At 65.7% G+C, this 24274-nt stretch carries 24 protein-coding genes; 12 read left to right on the top strand and 12 right to left on the bottom strand.

Annotated features, from left to right (window positions below; genetic code table 11):
* Positions 1-234 precede the first annotated feature (234 nt).
* From nirB to AC5RU3_RS11755, 3 genes are read left to right on the top strand one after another with little or no spacing between them, the layout of a single operon-like run.
* The gene (gene nirB / locus AC5RU3_RS11745; RefSeq protein WP_493965640.1) at positions 235-2871 is read left to right on the top strand and encodes a nitrite reductase large subunit NirB; all 2637 of its coding nucleotides are present in this window, start codon (positions 235-237) and stop codon (positions 2869-2871) included.
* The gene (cobA, locus tag AC5RU3_RS11750) at positions 2868-3935 is read left to right on the top strand and encodes a uroporphyrinogen-III C-methyltransferase (protein ID WP_493965641.1); all 1068 of its coding nucleotides are present in this window, start codon (positions 2868-2870) and stop codon (positions 3933-3935) included. The genes nirB and cobA overlap by 4 nt, the downstream gene beginning before the upstream one ends.
* Entirely contained in the window at positions 3932-5062 is a 1131-nt protein-coding gene (locus AC5RU3_RS11755; RefSeq protein WP_493965642.1) for a uroporphyrinogen-III synthase, read from the top strand. Before cobA ends, AC5RU3_RS11755 begins: the two co-directional genes overlap by 4 nt.
* Before the next feature lie 68 nt (positions 5063-5130).
* On the opposite strand, the gene AC5RU3_RS11760 is transcribed toward AC5RU3_RS11755, so the two are convergent.
* Positions 5131-5997 carry a LysR family transcriptional regulator ArgP gene (locus tag AC5RU3_RS11760; RefSeq protein ID WP_493965643.1) on the bottom strand — a complete coding sequence of 289 codons (867 nt, stop codon included), beginning with the start codon at positions 5995-5997 and terminating at the stop codon, positions 5131-5133.
* A 70-nt stretch (positions 5998-6067) separates the two neighbouring features.
* Here AC5RU3_RS11760 and AC5RU3_RS11765 point away from each other — a divergent pair, with 70 nt between their 5' ends.
* The 5 genes from AC5RU3_RS11765 to AC5RU3_RS11785 all read left to right on the top strand — a co-directional run bounded on the left by AC5RU3_RS11765 (position 6068) and on the right by AC5RU3_RS11785 (position 9544).
* Positions 6068-6664, top strand: a complete 597-nt coding sequence (locus AC5RU3_RS11765; protein WP_309124591.1) for a LysE/ArgO family amino acid transporter — start codon at positions 6068-6070, stop codon at positions 6662-6664.
* 83 nt (positions 6665-6747) lie between these two features.
* Positions 6748-7020: a hypothetical protein gene (locus AC5RU3_RS11770; protein ID WP_309072753.1), complete on the top strand. Its 273-nt coding sequence runs from the start codon at positions 6748-6750 to the stop codon at positions 7018-7020.
* A 176-nt stretch (positions 7021-7196) separates the two neighbouring features.
* Positions 7197-8027, top strand: a complete 831-nt coding sequence (locus tag AC5RU3_RS11775; RefSeq protein WP_493965644.1) for an amino acid ABC transporter substrate-binding protein — start codon at positions 7197-7199, stop codon at positions 8025-8027.
* 100 nt (positions 8028-8127) lie between these two features.
* Positions 8128-8787, top strand: coding sequence for an amino acid ABC transporter permease (locus AC5RU3_RS11780; RefSeq protein WP_309072756.1), 660 nt, complete (start codon positions 8128-8130; stop codon positions 8785-8787).
* A complete protein-coding gene (locus AC5RU3_RS11785) occupies positions 8774-9544 on the top strand; it encodes an amino acid ABC transporter ATP-binding protein (RefSeq protein ID WP_458116780.1) in 771 nt (256 codons plus the stop codon). The genes AC5RU3_RS11780 and AC5RU3_RS11785 overlap by 14 nt, the downstream gene beginning before the upstream one ends.
* Positions 9545-9695: 151 nt before the next feature.
* On the opposite strand, the gene AC5RU3_RS11790 is transcribed toward AC5RU3_RS11785, so the two are convergent.
* Positions 9696-10727 carry a helix-turn-helix transcriptional regulator gene (locus AC5RU3_RS11790; RefSeq protein WP_493965645.1) on the bottom strand — a complete coding sequence of 344 codons (1032 nt, stop codon included), beginning with the start codon at positions 10725-10727 and terminating at the stop codon, positions 9696-9698.
* Positions 10728-10814: 87 nt separating this feature from the next.
* Between AC5RU3_RS11790 and AC5RU3_RS11795 the strand changes: the two genes are divergently transcribed.
* Both AC5RU3_RS11795 and AC5RU3_RS11800 read left to right on the top strand, forming a co-directional pair.
* Positions 10815-11279, top strand: a complete 465-nt coding sequence (locus AC5RU3_RS11795; RefSeq protein WP_493965646.1) for a cupin domain-containing protein — start codon at positions 10815-10817, stop codon at positions 11277-11279.
* On the top strand, positions 11276-11680 hold the full coding sequence (locus AC5RU3_RS11800) for a DUF1304 domain-containing protein (protein ID WP_493965647.1): 405 nt from the start codon (positions 11276-11278) through the stop codon (positions 11678-11680). Before AC5RU3_RS11795 ends, AC5RU3_RS11800 begins: the two co-directional genes overlap by 4 nt.
* 108 nt (positions 11681-11788) lie before the next feature.
* Here the strand turns inward: AC5RU3_RS11800 and AC5RU3_RS11805 are convergent, their stop codons facing one another.
* From AC5RU3_RS11805 to mfd, 10 genes are all read right to left on the bottom strand, one after another.
* Complete coding sequence (locus AC5RU3_RS11805) at positions 11789-12670, bottom strand: aldehyde dehydrogenase family protein (protein WP_493965648.1); 882 nt, start codon at positions 12668-12670, stop codon at positions 11789-11791.
* Entirely contained in the window at positions 12667-14139 is a 1473-nt protein-coding gene (locus AC5RU3_RS11810) for an aldehyde dehydrogenase family protein (RefSeq protein WP_493965649.1), read from the bottom strand. Before AC5RU3_RS11810 ends, AC5RU3_RS11805 begins: the two co-directional genes overlap by 4 nt.
* 10 nt (positions 14140-14149) lie before the next feature.
* Positions 14150-15166: a deoxyribose-phosphate aldolase gene (deoC, locus tag AC5RU3_RS11815; RefSeq protein ID WP_493965650.1), complete on the bottom strand. Its 1017-nt coding sequence runs from the start codon at positions 15164-15166 to the stop codon at positions 14150-14152.
* Between the two features lie 171 nt (positions 15167-15337).
* Positions 15338-16459, bottom strand: coding sequence for a signal peptidase I (locus AC5RU3_RS11820; RefSeq protein WP_493965651.1), 1122 nt, complete (start codon positions 16457-16459; stop codon positions 15338-15340).
* Positions 16389-16985 (bottom strand): SipW-dependent-type signal peptide-containing protein, encoded by a 597-nt coding sequence (locus AC5RU3_RS11825; RefSeq protein WP_493965652.1) that lies wholly within the window; start codon positions 16983-16985, stop codon positions 16389-16391. The genes AC5RU3_RS11820 and AC5RU3_RS11825 overlap by 71 nt, the downstream gene beginning before the upstream one ends.
* Positions 16972-17712, bottom strand: coding sequence for an LPXTG cell wall anchor domain-containing protein (locus tag AC5RU3_RS11830; protein ID WP_493965653.1), 741 nt, complete (start codon positions 17710-17712; stop codon positions 16972-16974). The genes AC5RU3_RS11825 and AC5RU3_RS11830 overlap by 14 nt, the downstream gene beginning before the upstream one ends.
* Positions 17709-18296 (bottom strand): signal peptidase I, encoded by a 588-nt coding sequence (locus tag AC5RU3_RS11835; RefSeq protein WP_493965654.1) that lies wholly within the window; start codon positions 18294-18296, stop codon positions 17709-17711. The genes AC5RU3_RS11830 and AC5RU3_RS11835 overlap by 4 nt, the downstream gene beginning before the upstream one ends.
* Positions 18293-18844: a hypothetical protein gene (locus AC5RU3_RS11840; RefSeq protein ID WP_493965655.1), complete on the bottom strand. Its 552-nt coding sequence runs from the start codon at positions 18842-18844 to the stop codon at positions 18293-18295. The genes AC5RU3_RS11835 and AC5RU3_RS11840 overlap by 4 nt, the downstream gene beginning before the upstream one ends.
* 46 nt (positions 18845-18890) lie before the next feature.
* Positions 18891-19442 (bottom strand): alternate-type signal peptide domain-containing protein, encoded by a 552-nt coding sequence (locus tag AC5RU3_RS11845; RefSeq protein WP_309072009.1) that lies wholly within the window; start codon positions 19440-19442, stop codon positions 18891-18893.
* Between the two features lie 289 nt (positions 19443-19731).
* A complete protein-coding gene (gene mfd / locus AC5RU3_RS11850) occupies positions 19732-23355 on the bottom strand; it encodes a transcription-repair coupling factor (RefSeq protein WP_493965656.1) in 3624 nt (1207 codons plus the stop codon).
* 182 nt (positions 23356-23537) lie between these two features.
* Here mfd and AC5RU3_RS11855 point away from each other — a divergent pair, with 182 nt between their 5' ends.
* Entirely contained in the window at positions 23538-24035 is a 498-nt protein-coding gene (locus AC5RU3_RS11855; RefSeq protein ID WP_309072007.1) for a DUF2505 domain-containing protein, read from the top strand.
* Complete coding sequence (locus tag AC5RU3_RS11860; protein WP_309072006.1) at positions 24035-24256, top strand: SCO4848 family membrane protein; 222 nt, start codon at positions 24035-24037, stop codon at positions 24254-24256. The genes AC5RU3_RS11855 and AC5RU3_RS11860 overlap by 1 nt, the downstream gene beginning before the upstream one ends.
* Positions 24257-24274: the final 18 nt, after the last annotated feature.

Genomic DNA, 24274 nt, shown 5'->3' on the forward strand with positions numbered 1-24274 from the left:
TCTCTCCGTTCGGTGTGCCGGGTTTGTTGGCCTGCATCCGACGCTACGAACAACGCGTTACACGTTCCTGCCGCGAGTGTTGCGGGCGCGTAAAACGCATCTCACCGAGGGACCAATCGCCGGTGAGCGTGAAGTTAATCTTCGTTTACATAAGGGAAATCACCGGGCAACTGGGCCTCCGTACGCTCGATAACCAAGTGCGGAGAACTACTCCCAGCGCGAAAGGTGCACCTCATGTCCCTCAAGTCAACGCAAGAAGTCCTCGTCATCGGCGGCGGCCCGGCGGCCCACCGCTTCGTCGAAGCCATGGTGTCCCGTGGACTGGACGGTTTCTCCGTCACGGTTCTCACCGAGGAGAGCTGGCTGCCGTATGACCGGGTTGCCCTGAGTCAGGCACTGCTGGCCGACGTCGACCTCACGCTCGGCGAGGCCTCCATGTGGGAGCACCCGGCAGTCACGCTGGCGACCGGCTCGCGGGCAGTAACGCTGGACCGCGAGGCCCGCACCGTGACCACCGAGGCCGGTGATGTCTACCCCTACGACCAACTGGTACTTGCGACCGGTTCCAACGCCGCACGGCTCCCCTTCACCGGCATGGATGCCGCGCATGTCTACCGAACGGTCGACGACGTCCGCACCCTCCGCACGGAGGTCGCCCGCCTGACCGAAGAGTATGGACGCACCATCGACGCCGTCGTCATCGGCGGCGGGCTCCTCGGGCTCGAAGCGGCCGGCGGCATGCAGTCCCTCGGCGCCAAGGCCGCCGTCATCAACGGCGCCCCCTGGCTCATGAATACCCAGCTCGACCAGGGCGGCGGCCAGGCACTCGACCGCCTGATCACCGCCAAGGGTCTCGAGGTGCACGGCGGTGTGTTCCCCACCGAGTTCGTGGTGGAGGACGGGCGGATGGTGGGCGTGGACATGGCCGACGGACGCCGGATTCCCGCGGACCTCGTCGTCGTCGCCATCGGCGTCCGCCCACGCGATGAACTCCCCCGCGACGCAGGGATGACGATGGGCCCGCGCGGCGGCGTCATTGTCGACGACGCCTGCGCCACTGAGGACCCGAACATCTGGGCCATCGGCGAAGTGGCCTGCTTCGGAGGCATGTGCCTCGGCCTTGTGGCCCCAGCCAACACCATGGCCGAAATCGTCGCCGATCGGCTCAACGGGGGCACCGCAACCTTCCCGGGTTTCGACACCGCCACCAAGCTCAAGCTCTCCGGCGTCGAGGTGGCCGCGTTCGGTGACGCCTTCGCCAAGACCGAGCACAGCCTTGAGATCGTCTACGCCGACCCGGCCCGCGGACTCTACCAGAAGCTCGTGGTCACCGATGATGCGAAGACCCTCCTCGGAGGCATCTTCGTGGGCGACGCCTCCCCCTACACGGCGCTCCGCCCACTGCTGGGACGCGAACTCAGCGCCGAACCCGGCGCCTACCTCTCGGCAGCCGGCGCCGGCGAAGCTCCGGACACCGAACTGCCCGACGACGCCATCCTCTGCTCCTGCAACAACGTCTCCGCCGGCTCCATCCGCGACGCCGTCAACGGCTGCGACACCTGCGAGGGCTCCGAGCCCGTCCGCGAGCTGGCGCCGCTGAAGGGCTGCACCAAGGCCGGCACCGGCTGCGGCTCCTGCGTCCCGATGCTGAAGAAGCTCCTCGAGGGCGAGCTGAAGAAGAGCGGCATCGAGGTTTCCAAGGCGCTGTGTGAGCACTTCACCATGTCCCGCCCCGAGCTCTTCGAAGCCGTCCGGGTCCTGGAACTCGACAGCTTCGAGGGCATCATCGAGCGCTTCGGCGTCCCCGAGTCCGGCGTACTCGGCTGCGATATCTGCAAGCCGGTTGTCGCGTCCATCCTCGCCTCCCAACGCGCCGAGTACGTGCTCGACGGCGGCCGCGGCATCCTGCAGGACACCAATGACCGCGCGCTGGCGAACATGCAGAAGAACGGCACCTACTCGGTGGTGCCCCGCATCCCGGGTGGCGAGATCACGCCGGAGAAGCTGGGCGTCATCGCGAAAGTCGCCCAGGACTTCAACCTGTACACGAAGATCACCGGCGGCCAGCGCATCGACATGTTCGGCGCGAGACTGGAGGAACTCCCCGAGATCTGGAAGATCCTCGTCGACGCGGGCTTCGAGTCCGGCCAGGCGTACGGCAAGAGCCTTCGGACCGTGAAGTCCTGCGTCGGCTCGACCTGGTGCCGCTTCGGCGTTCAGGACTCCGTGGCGATGGCCATCCAGCTGGAGCTGCGGTACCGGGGTCTGCGCAGCCCGCACAAACTGAAGTTCGGCGTCTCCGGCTGCGCCCGCGAGTGCGCGGAAGCCCGCGGCAAGGACGTCGGCATCATCGCCACATCCGATGGCTGGAACCTCTACGTCGGCGGCAACGGCGGCGCGACGCCCGCCCATGCGCAACTGCTCGCCAAGGACCTCGACGACGACACCCTCATCAGGTACATCGACCGTTACCTCATGTACTACATCCGCACCGCTGACCGGCTGCAGCGCACGGCGGCCTGGCAGGCCGAGCTCGACGGCGGCCTCAAGCACGTCGAGGACGTCATCATCAACGATTCACTCGGCATCGCTGAAGACCTCGAGGCGGCGATGGCCCGGCACATCGACAACTACGAGGACGAATGGGCGGCCACGCTCAAGGACCCCGAGCGCCTGCGCCGGTTCCGCTCCTTCGTCAACGCACCGCATGAAAAGGACGACTGGATCGCCAATGTTCCCGAGCGCGGCCAGATCCGGCCCGCGACCGAAGAAGAGCGCGCGGCCGCGCAGGCGGGCACGGGTCCGGTCCTGCTGGGCGCGGGCATCCCGGTCCGGCCAGGAATGGCGAAGCATCTGGAGGCAGCAGAATGAGCACGCAGCCCACTGGAACTGAGCTGATCCTCGACTGCGCGGGACTGACCGTCCTTATCGCAGGAACGACGACGGCGGCACGCCGCACCGTCCGCCGGTACAGCGCCGGCGGTGCCACCGTGCGCCGCATTGCGACACCGGGGCAGTTTCACCCGCGGCTGCTGGACGCAGTCAGCCTCACAGTGGTGGTGGAAAGTTCCGACGACGTCGGCGGCGTGATTGATGAGAACAGCTGGGCACCTCTACGCGAGGCATGCCGCGAGCGCCGCATCCTCACCGCTTCCGAAGAGGCTGCCCCACCGGGTGGCAGGGTCACGCTGATCGGCGGCGGTCCGGGAGTGGAGGACCTGCTGACGGTGCGCGCCAAGCAGTCGCTGCGGGAGGCCGACGTCGTACTTTATGACCGGCTCGGACCCTACCGCACGCTGGCGCAGCTGGCACCGGGAGCTGAGCTGATCGACGTCGGGAAGACGCCTGGGCATCACCCGGTCAGCCAGACGGACATCGAGAAGCTCATGGTTGCCAAGGCCCGGGAAGGGCATCACGTCGTGCGGCTCAAGGGCGGTGATCCGTTCGTGTTCGGGCGCGGCGGCGAAGAGGTCAACACGTGCGTGTCTGCCGGCATCCCGGTGACCACGGTGCCTGGCATCAGCAGTTCCATCGCGGTCCCGGCTGCAGCGGGCATCCCCGTCACGTACCGTGGCGTTGCCCATGCGTTCACGGTCGTGTCGGGACACCAGCCGTTGACGGAGCAGGAACTCGATGCGCTGGCGAAGCTCGGCGGGACTATCGTTGTCCTGATGGGCATCGGCACACTTCCGCAGTTGACGTCCGGCCTGCGCAAGGCGGGGCTGGCGTCGACTGTGCCCGTCGCGATCGTCGAGAAGGGGTACAGCCCCGAGCAGCGAACCACCGTCACCAACCTGGGCGAGGCTGTCACGGCAGCCGGGCTGGCCCGTTGCACGTCCCCCGCCGTCGTCGTGATCGGTGAGGTGGTGCGGCAGCACCACGACTTTCAGGCGACGCTTGAGCAGGTTCTGAGCCGGCCCCTGGTGGTGTCGTGACAGTGACGGCGCCGGCCCTTCCCGATGCTCCGGCTGACGGATCGCTGGCCGGTTTCCGTATCGGCGTGACCTCTGACCGGCGCTCGGGTGACCTGATTGACGCGCTCGAGCGGCGCGGTGCAACGGTGCTGCATGCTCCGGCGCTGAAGATTGCGCCGGTGGCTGCCGACCTGCCGCTGATCGAGGACACCCGGCAAATTATCGCTGCCCGCCCCGACTACGCGGTGGTCACCACCGCCTACGGACTGCGCCGGTGGTCCGAGGCCGCGGATGCCGCCGGCGTCGGCGATCCCCTCCTTGCGGTGCTCGGCGAGGCGAAGATCTATGTCCGCGGACCGAAGGCACGCGGTGCTGTTCGAGCTGCGGGACTGAACGACGTCGGCATCAGTCACGACGAGACGACGGCCTCCCTCGTGAACATGATGCTCGGGCTTGAGCTGCGCGGAAAGACCGTAGCCGTTCAGCTTCATGGCTACACCGACTACCGCCAGCTCGACAGGTTGCGGCAGGCAGGGGCCACCGTCCTCACGGCGACGCCTTACCGCTGGGTGAAGCCTGCCGGGGCCGACCAGCTACCCCGGCTTATCGAGGCCGTCTGCAGCGGCGGGCTCGACGTCGTCACGTTCACCAGTGCCCCGGCCGTCGACGCTGTACTCAGCACGGCATCCGAGATGGGAAGCCGGGAAGCGTTCATCCAGGCGCTGAAAGGGCCGGTGGCAGCCGCCGTCGTCGGGCCTGTGACAGCGCAACCCCTGGTGGACGCGGGAGTGTCCCCGCTGATTCCGGAGCGCTACCGCATGGGCGCGCTGATCAGGCTGGTCGGCGAATACCTGGGCCAGCACCGGGTGATGCAGTATCCGAGCCGCTTCGGGCTGATCGAGCTGCGCGGGAAGAACCTGCGCATCAACGGGCAGGCCGTGGAACTGGCGCCGGCACCGATGAGCCTGTTCCGAACGCTGATCGAAGCGAACGGAGCCGTACTGTCGCGGGAACAGCTGGCCGGCGTCCTCGCGGGCGATGCCGGCGAGCACGCGCTCGACATGACGATCAGCCGCCTCCGGAAGTCACTGCCCGAGGCCGGGCTGGTGGCGACGGTGATCAAGCGCGGGTACCGGCTGCAGCTCTGACCCCGCGTTGAGGTGGCAGGACACACCCCTTGAAACCGCCTCGGTTAGCCGGGGCGCGTCCTGCCGACTCAATGCAACTGGCGGCTGGCCCTGCGGATGGCCTCGGTGATCCGGTTGAGGCGTTCAGACTTCAGCGTCCACGTCTGCCAGTACAGGGGCACGTCCTGGTACGCGTCTTCCTCCAGCATCACCAGGAATCCGTCCGTGAGGTCCGTTCCGAGTTGCAACTCCGGGATCATCCCCCAGCCCAGCCCTGCCCGAAGCGCCGCGAGGAACGCTTCCGACGACGGAATGAGGTGCTTGGGCGGTGTCTCAGTCACCCCGTGGGCATTCAGGAACCGCTGCTGCACGTCATCCTTGGCGTTGAACTGGAGCATCGGCATGCGCGTGAAGTCCAGGCCGTCCTCGGTGCGGAACCGCTCGCTCAGAGCGGGAGTGGCGGCCGGAAGATAGCGCATGTGCCCGAGCAGTTCCGCACGGCACCCGTTGGCCGGTGCCGGGTCGGAGGTGATCGCCCCGATGACATCTCCCTGCCGCAGGAGCGTGCTGCTGTGGTCCTGGTCCTCGACCCGCAGATCGAGCGTGGTGTCCGCCCACTCGGCAGCTTCTGCCAGAAAGGGGACGAACCACGTTGCGAGTGAGTCAGCATTCACGGCGACGGGGGTGACGGTCCGGGCCGCGACTCCGTTGCCCAGGGCTGCGCGGGTCTCCGCTTCGATGATCTGCACCTGACGGGCCATGCGCAACAGCGCGGAGCCGGCCTCCGTCGTCGTGCACGGTGATCCCCTGCGCACCACGATCTGGCCGACCGAGGCCTCCAGCGCCTTGATGCGCTGACTGACGGCCGACGGCGTGATCCGCAGGGCGTCCGCGGCGCCTTCGAAGGACTCCTCGTCGATGATCGCTGCCAGTGCGCGTAACTGTTCGAACTGCATGAAGGAAATCTAATGCATCCGTAATATCTATCGTTTGTCTACAGTTGGTCTGCTCCGTACCGTTGACGGCATGGTAGGTATTTGGGGCACAGGACTGATGACAGGGCTTGCGCTCATCATTGCCATCGGAGCCCAGAACGCGTTCGTACTCCGTCAAGGCATCCGCCGGGAACACGTAGGCGTGGTGGTGGCGCTGTGCATCGTCAGCGACGCCCTTCTGATCCTCGGCGGGACCGCCGGAATCGGCGTCCTGGTGTCCAGCTTTCCCCTGGTGCTTGATGTGCTGCGGTGGGGCGGGGCCGCGTATCTGACCTGGTGGGCAGTCCGCTCGTTCATGTCAGCGCTGAAGCCGGCTGCCCTCACCGCCGAGGCACCGAGGAGCCGCGGCTCCGTCGTCGCGACCACCCTCGCGCTCACGTATCTCAACCCTCATGTCTATCTCGACACCGTGGTGCTCCTCGGCAGCCTCGCCAACGCGCAGGGCGACGGGACGCGGTGGGTCTTTGCGGCCGGCGCAGTCGTCGGGAGCATCATCTGGTTCTGCGCGCTGGGTTACGGAGCCCGTGCACTGTCCGGAGTGCTCAAGAGTCCGCGTACCTGGCGAGTGGTGGACGTGGTGATCGGCGTGGTGATGCTGGCGCTTGCGCTCAAGCTGGTCCTGGGCTGAGCCCTGCGCACTTCGGCTCCTGCGGCCGCTCCGCTGACGCTAGAGTTAAGCTAAAGACGCCACGCACCAGACCGAGGAGACTCATGGCACACCCGGTAAACCAAACACGCGACGACCGTAAGTCACGGCCTGAGCACTCCGGCGAAGGAAAGCTTGGCGCGACCATCGTCGCATTCGCCCTGATGATCATCCTGTTCGCGGGCTCGATCTACTCGCTCACGTTCTTCGAGCGCACCAACGTGTGGCCGTTCGCAGTCTGCCTGGTGCTCTTCTTCCTGGCGTTCTGGATCCCGCAGACCATCCTCGGCCGCTCGGATACCGGGTACCGCATGGCCAAGGGCGACCGCAAGGCCTAAGCCCTTCGTTCACGCAAAGGGGACCGCTTCACTGAAGCGGTCCCCTTTCGCATTCCCGGGAACAGATCCCGAATGTTACGCAATGTGACGGCGGGGAATAACCACCCGCCGTCGACTGCTGGAATGAATAGCCCGCACCCGGGCACCACCGTTCAAGCGTCAAAAGGATGTCCCACATGATTTCTCGCCGTCTTCCGCTGCTCGGCGCCGCGACCGCCATCGTTCTTGCGGTTGCCGGTTGCGGTTCCTCTGCTTCCTCCGACACCGCTTCGGAAGGGGCCACCGAGACCGCCGGCGGCACCACCCTCGCTGAGATCCAGGAGTCGGGTGTGCTGACTGTCGGCACCGAAGGCACCTACAAGCCGTTCACCTACCATGAGGGCGGCGCCGGCGAGCTGACCGGGTACGACGTCGAAATCATCACCGCCGTCGCCGAGAAGCTCGGTGTCGAGGCCGAGTTCGAAGAGACCCAGTTCGACGCCATCTTCGCCGGGCTGGAGGCAGGCCGCTTCGACGTCGTCGCGAACCAGGTCTCGATCACCCCGGAGCGCGAGGAAGCGTACGCCTTCTCCGATCCCTACACCTACAGCAACGGCGTCATCGTCACCACCGCCGACAACACCGACATCACCTCCTTCGAGGACCTCGACGGCAAGACCACCGCGCAGTCCCTGACCAGCAACTGGTACGAGCTGGCAGAGGAAAGCGGCGCCACGGTCGAAGCCGTTGAAGGCTGGGCGCAGTCGGTGACCCTCCTCGAGCAGGGCCGCGTCGACGCCACCATCAACGACGAGCTGACCTTCCTCGATTACCAGAAGTCCACCCCGAACGACGCCATCAAGGTCGCAGCGGAGACCGAGGAACAGTCCCGCAGCGCACTGGCATTCCGCAAGGGCAGCGATGACCTGGTCGAGGCCGTCAACACCGCGCTGGAGGAACTCCGCAGCGAAGGAACGCTGACTGAGATCTCCGAGAAGTACTTCGGCGAAGACGTCAGCGCCGAGTAACCATCACGACGACGGCGGGCACCGGCTGCGGCAGGTGCTCGCCGTTTGCGTGTGCATGCTCCACGAAGAAACCACTGGGATAGCGTAGGAACTTATGGACATTGACTGGGACCTGGCCCTGACATCCTTCTGGCCTCTGGTTCAGGGCGGCCTCACCGGAACCATTCCCCTGTCTCTGGCATCCATGGCCTTCGGTCTGGTTCTTGCGCTTCTGGTGGCCCTCATGCGCCTCAGTGGGAACCGTCTGGTCTCATGGATCGGACGTGCCTATGTTTCGGTGATCCGCGGTACTCCCCTGCTGGTCCAACTGTTCGTTATTTTCTACGGGTTGCCTTCCATTGGGCTCACCATCGATCCGTGGCCGAGCGCCATTATCGCGTTCTCGCTCAACGTCGGCGGCTACGCGGCGGAGATTATCCGGGCCGCCATCCTCTCGGTCCCCCGGGGCCAGTGGGAAGCCGGGCACACGATCGGCATGTCCCGCACCCTGACCCTGCGGCGCATCATCCTGCCGCAGGCCGCGCGGGTGTCGGTGCCGCCGCTCTCGAACACGTTCATTTCGCTGGTGAAGGACAGCTCGCTCGCGTCACTGATTCTCGTGACCGAGATGTTCCGCCAGGCCCAGGAAATAGCCGCGTTCAGCCAGCAGTTCATGCTGCTCTATATCGAGGCTGCGGCGATTTACTGGGTCATCTGCCTTGTCCTTTCCGCAGGGCAGTCCCGACTGGAGAAGAGGCTGGACCGCTATGTCGCGCACTAACGGTGAACTGGTGTTGCAGGTCGAGGGGCTGCGGAAGTCCTTCGGGGATAACGAGGTGCTCCGCTCGATTGACCTGTCCGTCCCCTCCGGCGGCGTCGTCGCCCTGGTGGGCCCTTCCGGATCGGGCAAGACGACCGTGCTCCGCTCTCTCAACGGTCTGGAAATTCCCGACGGCGGCCGCATCACCTTCAATGGCGGCCCTGCCGTGGACTTCGGCGGCGGTGTACCCAAGCGGCAGATCGCCGCGCTGCGCGACCGCAGCGCCATGGTGTTCCAGCATTACAACCTTTTCCCGCACATGACGGTCCTTGAGAACGTGATTGAGGGTCCGGTGCAGGTACAGCGCCGATCAAGAGCGGACGCCGTCAGCGACGCCGAGGCGCTGCTGGCCCGCGTGGGGCTCGCGGAGAAGAAAGACCAGTACCCGCACGAGCTGTCCGGCGGTCAGCAGCAGCGCGTCGGGATCGTCCGTGCACTGGCCCTGAAGCCGACGCTGCTCCTGTTCGATGAGCCGACGTCGGCCCTGGACCCCGAGCTGGTGGGCGAGGTGCTCTCCGTCATCAAGGAGCTCGCCGACGAGGACTGGACCATGGTGCTGGTCACCCACGAACTCGCCTTCGCCCGCGAGGTCGCTACCGAGGTGGTCTTCATGGACGGCGGCGTCGTGGTGGAGCATGGTCCGCCCGAGAAGGTGTTGCGGAACCCCACCGAGGAGCGCACCCGGCGGTTCGTGCACCGCTTGTTGCACCCCTTCTAGGCAGGGCCTACCTCTCAGAGGCTAGTGGCCGTCGTCGTCGTGTTTGGGATATCCCACCGGACCCGGTGCCTCAGTGGGATTGTCCGGACAATCCCACTGAACCAGCGGGTTCAGTGGGACAGTTCGGACGGAACAACCCGCACGCCGCGGGCTATTGGGGCTGCAGCCGGGCGACCAGCTCCCCGCGGCTCGTCACACCCGTCTTCGCAAACACAGACTTCAGGTGATCCTGCACGGTGTTCGGTGTCACCGAGAGGTGCCGGGCGATGTGCCGGGTCGGCGCTCCAGCGAGTACCTCATGGCAGATCGCCCGTTCCCGCGCGGACAATCCGTAGGCAGAGAACAGCAGTCTGGTGAGCTGTGCACCGGCTGCGGGGTTGATTGTCACCGCGATCTGCTCGTCGTCTCCGCCGGTGAGGGGGCTGGCCTCCATCAGGGCCCACTGACCGTGGCCGTCGCGAATAGTCGCGCGGAAGCCGGTCGAGGAGTTGCCCCGAAGTCCCTGCACCATGATGTGCAGCATCGTCTCGAAGCGGTGGGGTGCGAACTCGTCGAGCGTCTCCTGCCACTGCCGGGCTCCCGGGGTGGCCGAACGCACCTCGCCGGACGAGCCGAGGACAACGATCGCCGGTTGCGACCCCCCTCGATGGGCTGAGAGTTCGGTGCGTACCGCGAGCCTGGTTGCGGCAGCGACCGAGGGCGCAATCTGGGTCAGGTACTCAACCTCGCGGTCGCTGAAGTCCGTCCCTGTGCGCACCATGCCCGCGGCACCCCAGCAGGACCCGTCGGCGCTGAAAAGGATCCGCAGTTCCTGAGTGACCCCGAGCGGTTTCCACACGTTCCGGTACCTGACGCTCCGCTCCTGATCCTGCCGCGGCACGTCGGACAGCCGGGCGAGCGGCTTCCGGCTCCGTGCCATGGCGGCAAAGGTGTTGAGCTCATCCGGCGAGTATTCGGCATCGGCGAGCAGCGGCTCATAGGCGGGCGGCAGGCGAGTTTCGCCGCTGACCATCGCGCTGATGACAAGGGTTTCAGGATCGATGGTGGCCCAACAGGTCAGCTCTGCGCCGACGTCGCGCCCTGTCAACTGGATTGCCGCGGCGTGCAGGTCATTGACGCCGAGTCCAGAGGCAGCCAGCGCTGCGATATCCCTGCGGGCCCGGCGGGCTCTCTCTTCCCACACGCCTTTAGTCTGGCACTCATCTGCTGACCGGTCACCCCCAACAATCTGGGATATGGTCACGCGAGAGCCGAGCCTACCGTTGCTGGCATGAGCTACTCAGTGCAACATCTTCAACCGGGTGACGGCCTCGAACTGCGTGCGCCGGATGCCACCCTCACGCTGAAAGTCGATGCCGACCATACGGAAGGCGCCTACGAGGTCTTTGAGGTCGATGCCCCTCGCGAGGAGCCAACTCCGCCTCACCGGACAGGCTGGGCCAAGACCTACTATGTGCTGCAGGGCCGGATCGTGGTTCAGGTCGACGGCGAAGGCTTTGACCTGTGCCCCGGTTCCTCCATCGCGATTCCGCCTAGCGCCCTGCACACCTTCACGGTCCTGACACCCTCGGCCACGTTCCTCGTGTTCAGCCAGACGGCAGCGATGGGCAAGTTTCATGCCGACATGGCTTCCTCGGTACCGCTCGGACGCTCTGTGCAGGACGTCGAGCCGGAGATCCGGCAGGTGCTGGACCGGCATGGGGTGACCGTGGAATGGACGGGGGTGCCGGAATGATCACCGTCGCGTGGGTCTTCGCTTCGATCGCTGCCGCTCTGCACGTCCTCGTCTTCGTGTGGGAAGCCCTGATCTTCCCCAGGCCCGCAGTGCATCAGCGGATCTTCTCCACTCCTACCCAGGACGTCCCCGCCGTTCGTCTGTGGGCGTTCGGTGTGGGGTTCTACAACCTGTTCCTCGGGCTGGGCGCGTTCACCGGGGTAGCCGCCTGGATGGCAGGGAACGAAACAGTTGGTCGGACGCTGGTCGTCTACACGTGTTGGTTCATGTTCCTGTCGGGCCTGGTACTCGTGATCGCTGACCGCATGGCGATGGGGCGTCCGCGCGGGAACGGGATTGGAGGAGCGATCGGCCAGGGATTTCCCCCGCTCGTGGCGCTTGTGGCTGTTGCCGTCGCGTAGGAATCTGGACCGAAGATCCCACTGAACCCGGTGGTTCAGTGGGATTGTCCGGACAATCCCACTGAAACGAGGCATTCAGTGGGATGGACGGACCGTTCCCGGAGGTGGCTAGAGCAGACCCTTCGTGTGCCACACCGTCTTGGTCTCCGTGAAGAAGGTGATGCGGTCCAGGGAGGGTGCACCGGCGTCGGGCCCCTGCTCCGGGGGAAGCACGCGCTTCAGGGTGTCCGCGGCAGCGATCTGCAGGTCCACCCAGTCCAGCTCGCCGGCGCCGAGGAGGTCCAGCGCGTTGACGTCCGCGTGCGCTGCGAGCCACGGCGCGATCTCCGCCGGTGACCCGCTCAGGATGTTCACGACGCCTGCCGGCACGTCACTGGTCGCGAAGACCTCGCCGAGGCTCAGCGCCGCGAGCGGCGAACGCTCCGAAGGAATAACGACGACGGTGTTCCCGCTCACGAGGACCGGCGCCACAGCGCGGACAAAGCCGAGCAGTGAACCAGGCGCGCCCGCAGCCTGCGGCGCGATGACGGCGACGACGCCGGTGGGTTCCGGCACGGACAGGTTGAAGAACGGGCCCGACACGGCGTTGCCGTTCCCTGCGACCTGCACGTACTTGTCGGCCCAGCCGGCGTACCAGACCCAGAGGTCGATGGCCTCGTCGACCTGCGCGGTTGCCGTCGACAGGGAAACGCCCTCGAACGCGGCGATCTCCTCGGCGAACTGCGCCCGGCGGCCGTCAAGAATCTCGGCAATCCGGTACAGCACCTGCCCGCGGTTATACCCGGTGGTGCCGGACCAGCCGCTGACGGCGCCGCGGGCGGCCACGACGGCGTCGCGGGCGTCCTTCCGGGAGGCCTTCGCGGCGTTGACTGAACTCACCGAAAAGCTCCCCTTCGTGGTCGCAACCTCGTACACGCGCCCGGATTCGCTCCGGATGAACTTGCCGCCGACGTACAGCTTGTAGGTCTTGGGGACAGCCAGGCGGCTCATCGAGCACCTCCGGTAACAGCAGCGCGGGTAGGGGCAGACGGCGCGAGGTACGCGTGGAGGCCCTGCTTGCCGCCCTCGCGGCCGTAGCCGGATTCCTTGTACCCGCCGAACGGCGAGGCCGGATCAAACTTGTTGAACGTGTTGGCCCAGACGACGCCGGCACGCAGCTTGTCCGCCACGGCCAGGATGCGGCTGCCCTTGTCGGTCCAAATGCCCGCGGACAGGCCGTATGGCGTGTTGTTGGCCTTGGCGATCGCCTCGGCCGGTGTGCGGAACGTCAGCACGGACAGGACGGGGCCGAAGATCTCGTCCCTGGCGATCCGGTGGCTGGTGGACACGTTGGTGAAGATGGTCGGCGGGAACCAGAAACCTTCCGACGGCAGGTTGCACGCGGGGCTCCAGCGTTCGGCGCCCTCCTGCTCGCCGATGTCGGAAAGCTCCTTCATCCGGCCCAGCTGCGACGCGGAGTTGATGGCGCCGACGTCGGTGTTCTTGTCGAGCGGATCGCCCACACGCAGGGTGGCGAGGCGGGCTTTGAGCCGGTCCACGACGTCGTCGTGAATGGACTCCTGCACGAGCAGGCGTGAGCCGGCACAGCAGACCTGGCCCTGGTTGAAGAAGATGCCGTTGACGATTCCCTCGACGGCCTGATCGATCGGGGCGTCGTCGAACACGATGTTCGCGCCTTTGCCGCCCAGCTCGAGCGTGAGCTTCTTCGACGTGCCGGCGGTTGAGCGGGCGATTTCCCGGCCCACCGCCGTCGAGCCCGTGAAGGCTACCTTATTGACGTCCGGGTGGTTGACCAACGCGGAGCCGGTGGAACCTGCGCCGGTGACGATGTTGACGACGCCGGCCGGCAGGTCCGCCTGCTGCAGGATCTCGGCGAAGAGCAGCGCGGTCAGCGGGGTGGTTTCGGCGGGCTTGAGCACCACGGTGTTGCCGGCGGCGAGCGCGGGTGCGATCTTCCACGCGAGCATCAGCAGCGGGAAGTTCCACGGGATCACCTGGGCAGCGACGCCGAGCGAACGCGGGTTCGGGCCCATCCCGGCGTACTCGAGCTTGTCGGCCCAGCCGGCGTAGTAGAAGAACCAGGCGGCGACCAGAGGGATGTCGACGTCGCGGCTTTCCTTGATGGGCTTGCCGTTGTCGAGGCTCTCGGCGACAGCGAGTTCGCGGGCGCGTTCCTGCACCAGGCGGGCGATGCGGAAGAGGTACTTGCCGCGGTCCGCACCGGACATGCGTGACCACGTCTTTTCATAGGCACGTCGGGCGGCGGCGACGGCGGTGTCCACATCCTGCTCGTTGGCGCAGGACACGGTGGCGATGTGCTTCTCGGTGGCCGGGGAGATGGTGGTAAAGGACTCCCCGTTGCCGGAGACGAAACCACCGTTGATGAACAGGCCGTATTCGTCTTTGAGGTTGAGGATCGCGGCCGACTCGGGCGCGGGGGCGTAGTCGAGGAAAGTCATGGCTGGTCCTTCAGTCGATCGTGACGTAGGCCGGGCCGGAGTAGCGGCCGCTGGTGAGCTTCTGGCGCTGCAGGAGCACGTCGTTGAGGAGGCTTGAGGCGCCGAAGCGGAACAGGTCCGGCTGCAGCCACTCCTCCCCCACAGTCTCCGCGACCGTGACCAAGTACTTGATGGCGTCCTTGGAAGCACGGATGCCGCCGGCGGGCTTCACGCCGATCTTTTCGCCCGTGAGGCGGTGCCAGTCGCGGACGACCTCGAGCATGGACAGCGTGACGGGCAGCGTGGCGGCCGGGGTCACCTTGCCGGTGGACGTCTTGATGAAGTCACCGCCGGCGAGAATGCCCAACCAGGAGGCTCGCCGCACGTTGTCGTAGGTGTTCAGCTCGCCGGTTTCGAGGATGACCTTGAGGTGGGCGTACGTGCCGTCGGGGCGCTTGCACGCTTCCTTGACGGCGACGATCTCGTCGAACACCTGGCCGTAGCGGCCGGAGAGGAACGCGCCGCGGTCGATGACCATGTCGATCTCGTCGGCTCCGGCAGCGACGGCGTCGGACGTGTCGGAGAGCTTCACGGAGCGGGACGCGCGGCCGCTGGGGAAGGCGGTTGCCACGGCTGCGACGTTGATGCGGTTGGGGGCGCCGTCGTCGTGCGCTGCTCCGAGCGCTTCCACGGCGTGCGGCACCATGTCCCCGTAAACGCAGACGGCGGCGACGCGCGGGGTGGACATGTCGTCCGGGTCAGGGACCAGGGCCTTGGCCACCAGGGACTTCACCTTGCCCGGTGTATCGGCGCCCTCAAGTGTGGTGAGGTCGGTGAGCCGGATGATGGTGTCCAGCGCCCAGGCCTTGGAAGTGGTCTTGATCGAGCGGGTCCCGAGGGCTGCGGTGCGGGCTTCAAGGCCCACGGCATCGACGCCCGGAATGCCTTCGAGGTAGCGGCGCAGGCTGCGTTCGGTGAGGTCGCCACCGATCACGTCCAGGGCCCTCGACGCCGGTGCAACAGTGGTTCCGGCGCGCGTGGTTTCCATGGTCACATGTTCTCCATACTTCTGTTCGCTGCCATGCCGGAACGGTTCCCGCCGCACCCGTTGATCGGTGTGGTTGCCGGGGGTATCGATAGCGTCGGGACAGGTGATCGGACCCGCATGGACGCTACGACTTTACCACCGGGTAACGACGGCGGCAGCGGTCTCTGCGAGCTACGCGCACCTGAGACTCGACGGTGTTAGGGAGATCAGCACCTTCACCGGCGCCGTATAGCTTGTAGTTTGAGTCCCGTACGGGGAAAGCCAGTTGCCGGATTGCGCCTGCACTCGAAATTGCACCGCCGAGTTTCCGCCCAACGCAAGTATCCCCTCGTCGAACGAGCTTCTGAACACTGAAAACTCTTTCGCGGACACAGCCGTCATATTGTTCCATACGGACCACGCGGCGTTGCCGGATCTCCACGTAACAGTGAAGGTTGGTGTAACTGGCAGGCTCTGGTACGTCCACTTCAGCCTGACCCCGTTCGTGACGTTCTCACAGGTGACTCCAGGCGCAGGTAGCGAGCCGGCGCCGGATAGAACATGCGCTGTCGCTCCATCCGTGAACTGCGCCCACGCTGGGGATCCTGCGTTGAACGCTCCACCGGCAAGAACCAGTCCTGCGCTGACTGCCATGCTCGTCGCTCTCCATAGCTCGCGCTTGCGTCGACGTGGTGCCTGTCGCAATGCCCGGCGTCCTGATCTCGGCGTTGAATGGTCCGCGCCGTCACTCTCATCGTCACCCGCGCGAGCCCGTGAAGCGAACGCGACATACAGCAAGTACGCCGTGAGCAGACCGCCGAGGAACAGCGCCACGGGACTGCTGAGCCAGGCCACGGCATACCCAAGAAGTGGCGCAGACCAGAAGACCCGGTCCACTTCCGTGACGGCATAAGTTTCGGCGTCGACGACGTCGTTCGCGTCGCCCTTCAGAGTCAACGCTGTAAACCCGTCGGCAGAACCGACGGCGGCGACACGGTGAGTGATGCGAACGCCCGCTGCGTTCCCGGTGCTGACGATGTCACCCACACGGATGTCGTCCGCGTCCACCAGAACGCTTAGCGCGAGTCCACCGGTAGGAATAGTTGGCTCCATCGAGCCGGACTTGAACATCAGGGGCTTCACCCCGAAGAGCACGCCGGCCAACGCAGCCAGCAGGCACAGCGAGCCGAGGACCGCGCCGACGGTCAAGAGGGCTTCCTGCAACTTCGAGGTACGCCGCACGTTACGGCGCCTGGTCAGCAACGAAGGTGAAGAGAGCTTCCGCCGTTGTGCCTTGAAGCTCATTTGCTGCATTACCCGGCAACGTCACCTGAATGCATAACTGCTCTGAGGACGTGGGTCCCAGTGGCCTGTCAACGCTCAGCAGTTCAGCGGCATCGAAAGTCGTTGAACTCGCAGCCAGCAGCTTCCCTACGCAGGTCGTGCCGTTCGTACTCAGCTGCCCGGTGGCGTCAGTCTCATACACTGCAACCGTCAGCGCGGAGAGCAAGGCGGATGTCGCTCCACCCGCAGTGATGTTGTAGGTGAAGGGAAGAGTGCCGGTATTCGACACACCGACGATCGCCGCCTTCTGGACCGCAGGGTACATATTCGTCATGGAGAGGGAAGTCAGGTCGACGGCGTCATCAGGATCGCCGTTGAGCGTCAGGTCCAGCTTCCCGGCGCTGAAGGTCGCCGTGGCAGTCGCTTCATCGGTCCAGGCCGCAAGAGTTCCGACTGCGCCGAGCCCAGCCACCATGCCGAGCGACAAAAGAGCGCGGAGGCGGACTCCTGCGGTCCGTGTTGAGCGCGTCGCGTTGGCTGAATTATGCCGGCCCATGGCCACCTTCTTCTTTGGTGTTCTTCTTCTTACGGCTGGATGCCACCGCGAGTAAACCGCCGGTTGTGAGCGCTGCTCCCGATACTGCCCACCACAGAGCGGTGAAGCCTGTGTCCGGAAGCATCCCGAACGGCTCACCGGGATGTGCTTCGGGTTGTCCCCCGGGCAACCCGGGCGTTGCCGGAACCTGTCGATCCGGGCTTGGTGAGGGCGAGACAGGACTATCGCTGTCTTGACCACCTCCGCCGGGGATCGACTGCGTCAGTCGCACGTCGAACGCCATGGGTTGGTTCAGGTTCTGGGTGCTGTTGCCGGCCGCCGCATCAAGGCCAACTGTGACTGTGACCTTTCGGCTGTCCTGCGGGTCCATACTGTCGACTCCGAGCAGCACGCGGTCGGTTTCACCGCCGGACGCTGCGGGCGAGTCGTCCATCGCTGCGCGAACCCTTAGTTGGTACGCGTCCTCCCCAGCCGCCGGCAAGTCCGCAACCAGTGCGACTTTCAGGTCAGCCGGGTCTGGGCTTGAGTTACGCACCCAGAAACTCGCCGAAGTTTCGTCCCCAGGCACGAGCACCGGTGTTTCGTCGAAGATTGGGCCCGTCAGTTCGGTGTCCCATTCCTTCCCATCGAGACTGAACAACAAGGGATCCGCCGCAACTGCCGGCATGGCGCCAACGCCGACAAGTCCGGCGGAGAGAACAGCCGCTGCCCACAGTCGATTCCTCATTGGACGTCACCCGCAACGGATTCGGCCGATCTGCGTGACCGCGCACCTTCGATCAGGGCGCTGCCGAACATGAAGGCCGTATAGCCGAGCAATAGGACGACAGCGCCACCCACTGCCCAGATACGCTGCTCGCCGGTCAGCCATCCGTTGACATATCCGACCAGCGGCAGCGTGTACCAGACGACGCCGCGAATCTGCTCCGGCCGTACCTGTTCCTCGTCCGGTGAAGGGCTGGCGTCGCCCTGCGTAGTCAAGGTGATGCCATCGCTGCTCGAGGTACGGGCAATGATGCGGTGCGTAACGACTGCCGGTTCGCCGGAACGGATCTGGTAGGTGATTGCCTCGCCTATACGCAGTTCCTCGGGGTTGGCTTCTCTGGTGACAATGAGACTCCCGGGCGGCATGCCCGGCCGCATCGACCCCGTGAGGACGGTATAGGAGCCGGAGCCGAACAGCTGCGGAATAACGACCATCACCGTGACAAGACCGAGAACCGCCAGAAGGCACAGCCAGGAGAGAACCTGGCCCACCCACGACAGCACACCGGACTTCTCCGGTGCGTTGTCGTGCCTGACGTGCCTCATTGGGCTTGGTCTCCTCTGAAGGTGAAGGTTGCGGTAACTGCCCCCTGGGACGCGCTCAGCGGTGCATCATCAGCCAGTGACACTGTTAGGCACAGCCTGGCGGACGACGACGGTGCAAGTTGCGTCCCGGTATAGCTCGCTGCTGCAAGTGGTCCCTGATAAAGCGTGGCGACGTTCCCGGTGCTCCCGTCCCCACACGCGGTGTCGTTCGTGACGATGAGCGAGAGTCCAGCTTCAAGGTCCCTGTCCGCGGCCGTCGAAGTGGCAGTGGCAACTCCTGCGAGCCGGTACACCAGATCCGTCGACCCGCCGTTGGAGATAGTCAGCGGAGCGCTCACCTCGTGTCCGGGTGCGAGGTTGCTGGCACTCAGTGCGGTGAAGACGTAGTTCTCGGGCTGGCCGCCCGCGAGCAGTTCGAGGTTACCGGTGCTGACCGTTCCCGGGTTGATGGAAGCTTCATCGCGCCATAGGGCACGCGCGGTGCCCGTTGTCGCGAGGACGACGAGCACCACTGTTCCGGCTAATGCCAGCCACAACCTGTTTTTCATTACCCCGCCGGTTCGTTTCCGCCGTCTGGTGCCGAAGGGCGCGTAATCAGGAAGCAGTCTGAGTCAGAACCAACTCCGCGCCGGCGAGATCGATGGTGCCGTTCTGGCCAGCCTCTGAGTCGACGGGAAAATCGACCGTAACAGTGACATTGAAGTCGTAGGTGGCGGCCTCGGTGAAGGTCAAGTCGGCCCCGTTCACTCCGAGGCCCGCACCAGCCCCGTCGGCCACAATGCTGACCGTCGTGCCCGCCGGAAGAGTTGCCTGATCTATGCCTGCCAGGCTGAGGCTGCCCTTGATGTTGTCACCTTCGGCAACGACGTCGACGTTGTAGACGGCAGTTAGTGTGTCACCGGGAACGATGTCCGGAGTGGCCGTCTCAATTGCTCCCTCGGTCGAAGGATCGTCACCAACGATCGTGTCTCCGCCGTCGTAGGACCAGCCCTGCGTCGAGACTGCGTCGAGCGTGAGGACACCCGTTGACACGTTGCCTGCGTTGAGGCTTGCGCTGTCCGTCCAGACTGCATAGGTTCCGGCACCGCCGAGGAGGAGTGCGCCGGCCGCAGCGGCCGCAAGCGTGCCCTTAGTTACTTTGTTCATAACGAGACCTTCTCTGAATTCTGTCGGCCCCGTCCCATACGTTGGCCCCGATAAGCCCCACTGTATGAACGAAAGTTCAAGGGAAACCGGTGGTTACTCTCATGTTTCCCAAAGTTTCTATATCGCTGTAAATACTAAAAGGGTGACAGGCGGCGTCCTGAGCCGCGGTGCCGAATTCCCCACCTTCTACCCGGCGGCCCCCAGTACGACGGCGTGTCCCCGGCGACACGCCGCACACGCGCCTAGAACCCGGGGAAACCAGCCCGCGCAAGGACGCACAAACAAAGCCCTAGGCCGCGAACACCGCATCAACGACGTTCTGCGCCCACTCGAGGATCGCGGCGTCGGCGAGGTCCCGCCCACCGATGGACGACGTCTTCGGCTTCGGAATCAGCGCCGCGTTCATCGCGGGCTTCACCGATGCACCCGGGTACATCCGCTTCAGGCGCATCTCCTTCGACTCCGGCAGGTTGGCCGGCGCGAACTTGATGAAGTTGCCCTGCATCGCGACGTCGGTCAGCCCCACAGCCCGAGCACGCACCCGGAACCGAGCAACAGACACCAGGTTCACCACGGGAGCGGGCAGGTCGCCGTACCGATCGCGAAGCTCCTCCACCACCTCGTCGATCGCACCATCGGTCGAGGCAGACGCCAGCTTCCGGTATGCCTCGAGCCGCAACCGCTCCCCCGGCACGTAGTCGTGGGGCAGGTGTGCGTTGACGGGCAGCTCGATCTTCATCTCTGCGGCCTTCTCCTCGGCCTCGCCGCGGAAGTTCGCCACGGCCTCGCCGACCAGCCGTATATAGAGGTCGAAGCCCACACCGGCGATGTGCCCGGACTGCTCACCGCCCAGCAGGTTGCCCGCACCGCGGATCTCAAGGTCCTTCATGGCCAACTGCATACCGGCGCCGAGCTCGTTATGCGACGCGACGGCCTTCAACCGCTCCAGCGCCACCTCACCCAGCGGCTTCTCCGACGGGTACAGAAAATACGCGTACGCCCGCTCGCGCCCACGCCCCACACGGCCGCGCAGCTGGTGCAGCTGCGACAGGCCGTAGTTGTCGGCGCGGTCGACGATCAGCGTGTTCGCGTTCGAGATGTCCAGGCCGGTCTCAATAATCGTCGTACATACCAGCACGTCGAACTTTTTCTCCCAGAAGTCCACGATGATCTGCTCCAGCCGCGACTCGCTCATCTGCCCATGCGCGACGGCGACGCGCGCCTCCGGCACCAGCTGCTGCAGGTGCGAGGCCGTCCGGTCGATCGACGACACCCGGTTGTGCACGAAGAACACCTGTCCCTCGCGCATGAGCTCGCGCCGGATCGCCGCCGAGGTCTGCTTGTCCGTGTACGGGCCAACATACGTCAGTACGGGGTGCCGCTCCTCCGGCGGTGTCGCCAGCGTCGACGTCTCGCGGATCCCGGTCAGCGACATCTCGAGCGTTCGCGGAATCGGCGTCGCGCTCATGGCGAGCACGTCCACGTTGGTGCGCATCTTCTTCAGCGCTTCCTTGTGCTCGACGCCGAACCGCTGCTCCTCGTCCACGATCACGAGGCCGAGGTCCTTGAACTGCACCTCGGTGGAGAGCAACCGGTGCGTACCGATGACGACGTCGACGCTTCCGTTCTTGAGTCCCTCCACCGTTTCCTTGGACTCCTTGGAGGTCTGGAACCGGGACAGCGCACGGATGCGCACCGGGAACCCGGAGAACCGCTCGGAGAACGTCTCGAAGTGCTGCTGCACCAGCAGCGTGGTCGGCACGAGCACGGCCACCTGCTTCCCGTCCTGCACCGCCTTGAACGCGGCACGGACGGCGATCTCGGTCTTGCCGTAGCCCACGTCGCCGGAGACCAGACGGTCCATCGGGACTTCGCGCTCCATGTCGGCCTTGACCTCGTTGATCGTGGTCAGCTGGTCCGGCGTCTCGATGTACGGGAACGCCTCCTCAAGCTCCCGCTGCCACGGCGTGTCCGGCGCAAACGCGTGCCCGCGGGACGCCATCCGCGCCGAGTACAGCCGAATCAGCTCCCCGGCGATTTCCTTAACGGCCTTGCGCGCCTGGCTCTTGGTCTTCGCCCAGTCCGAACCGCCCATCTTCGAGAGCGCAGGCGTATCGCCGCCGACGTAACGAGTCACCTGGTCCAGCTGGTCCGTCGGCACGAACAGCCGGTCTCCCGGCGCCCCCCGCTTGGACGGCGCATACTCCAGCACCAGGTATTCGCGGATGGTCTTTGTAGGTCCCGCGCCCGTCGACCGCTGAATCAGCTCCACGAACCGCGCCACACCGTGCTGCTCGTGCACCACGAAGTCGCCTTCGCGCAGCTGCAAGGGGTCGACGGCGTTTCGACGCTTCGAGGGCATCTTCCGCATGTCGCGGGTGCCCGAAGCCGTGGTGCGGCCCAGCAGGTCGGCCTCGGTCAGCAAACCGAGCTTCAGCCCGTCGAGCACGAAACCGCGGCCCTCGCACCCGGTGGTGATCTCGATGATTCCTGGTTGCGGCGCGCCGTCGAGGGACTCGACGCGCGACGCCGGGATGTCGGCATCGTGGAACAGCTCGGCCAGGCGCTGAGCCGGACCGGGACCCTCGGTGGCGACGACGACGCGCCACTGGTCACGCACGCGCCCGCCGATGAATTCCATCATCTCGGCGACGTCGCCCTGGTACCCGCGCGGTTCGCGGGCGGCAACGGTGAAACTGTCGACGTCGGTCAGCAGGTCATCGGAGCCGAAGGACGTGATCGCCCACCACGCAACATCGTTCGCGAGCGCCGACGACCGCGTGTCGGTCAGGGACCGGAAGCTCGCTGCCTCCAGATCCGAGCCCAACTGTCCGCTCAGATCAACGGGCGCCGCACCGCCGTCGGACGCTGTAGCCCACGCAGCCTGGAGGAATTCCTCGTTGGTCGTCTCGAGGTCATGGGCGCGCGCACGCACCTTTTCCGGCTCGACGACGACGGCGATCGACCCGGCGGGCAGCTCGCCGACAAACGGCACCATGGCGTCGACCAGCACCGGCGCAAGGGACTCCATGCCCTCGACAGCAATCCCGCCGGCGATCTTCTCCAGCATCCCGGCCGCCGCGGGCAGCTGATCCTTCAGCTTCGCCGCACGGGACATGACCGACGGCGTAATCAGCAGCTCACGGCACGGCGGCGCATACAGTTCGGTCGGAGCACCCCGGTCACCGTCGGTGGGCAGCGAGCGCTGGTCGGCAACGGCGAACCAGCGCATCTGGTCAACCTCGTCGCCGAAGAACTCAACGCGGATCGGGTGGTCCTCGGTGGGCGGGAAGACGTCGATGATGCCGCCGCGGACCGCGAATTCACCGCGGTGCGTCACCATGTCCACCCGCGAGTACGCGGCGTCGGCGAGCGCGCGGACGACCTCATCGAACTCGCGCTCCTCGCCTACCTTCAACGCAACCGGTTCCAGCTGGCCCAGACCCGCGACCAGCGGCTGCACGACGGCGCGGATCGGTGCGGTGATAACCCGCACCGGGTCATCCCCCGGGTGTGCGAGCCGCCGCAGGACCGACAGACGCCGGCCCACCGTGTCGGAGCGGGGCGAAAGCCGCTCATGCGGCAGGGTTTCCCAGCTCGGGAACTCTTCGATCGACGACGCCGGCAGGTAGCTGCGCAGCGCAGCTGCAAGATCCTCAGCCTCCCGCCCGGTGGCGGTGACCGCTACGACCACCGCCTGCGGCACGCCGCTGCCGCCGTCGTCGGCTGCTGTCGCGAGGCCGTCCACCATTTCAGCCAGCAGTGCGGCGCGCAGCCCGGTGGGGGCGCCGATCTGGAGGTCTGTGCTGCGGTCAGCGACGGAACGGGATGCGTTGGTGCGCACGCGGGCGAAGGTGGGGTCCTCCTGCAGGGCAGCGCGGAGGCCGTTGAGGGTGGGTCCGTTGGGGGCCATGACAATCCTTCGCCGGATTTGGAACAACACGGGACGTAGACAACACGAAAGCCCGAAATTCGCGAAGAATCCCGGGAGTCGGCGTTAACCTTACCGCGCAGCGCCGATCGGTGCCCGATGGCTGAATCCTCAGGCTCGCCTAGGATGGACGAGGACTAAAACTCTCAAACCCCGGAGGATTTGTGGCACTCAGCGCCTCGACCACCCTGCCCTACGACGTCGCAACGGTGACCAGTGTTTTCACCGACGAAGCGTTCCTCAAGCACACCAGTGAGCACGTGGGAGGCGAACTGAAGTCCCTCACGGTCGACGGCGACACCTCCGCCGCCTTCACGCTCACCGCGGTGCGCACCCTGCCCACCACCCGGCTGCCTGATTTCGCGCGGAAGTTCGTCGGCGAAAGCCTCACGGTGACGCAGACCGAGAACTGGACCGCTCCGCTGGCCGACGGCTCCCGCGAGGCCAAGCTGTCCATCACCATCGCGGGCGTCCCGGTCTCGGCCGACGCTGTTCAGCGCCTGATTGCCGAAGGCACCTCCACCCGTGTGGACGTCGAGGGCAATGTCAGTTCTTCCATCCCGTTCATGGGTGCCAAGATTGCCGACGCAGCCGAGCCGATGATCGGCAAGGCCCTGAACCTTCAGGCGACCCAGGCGAAGAACTGGCTGGAGAACCGCTGATGGACCTGCCCACACCGCTATCCATCGTTCTGATCGTTGCCGGGATCTGGACGCTCATCGTGTGGCCGCCCTTCCTACGCCGCGTCTTCAAGGACCCCCGCTCGCGTGATGAGAACGGTGCAGCCACCCGCTTCCTGAAGGTTCACTTCATGCTGGTGAGCACGTCGATGATTCTCGGTGCAGCAACCCTGGTAATCGGCATCCGCACCCTCGTGGCCTAGCCATATCCCGGCGCATCG

This window comes from Arthrobacter sp. MDB1-55 (genome assembly GCF_059092925.1).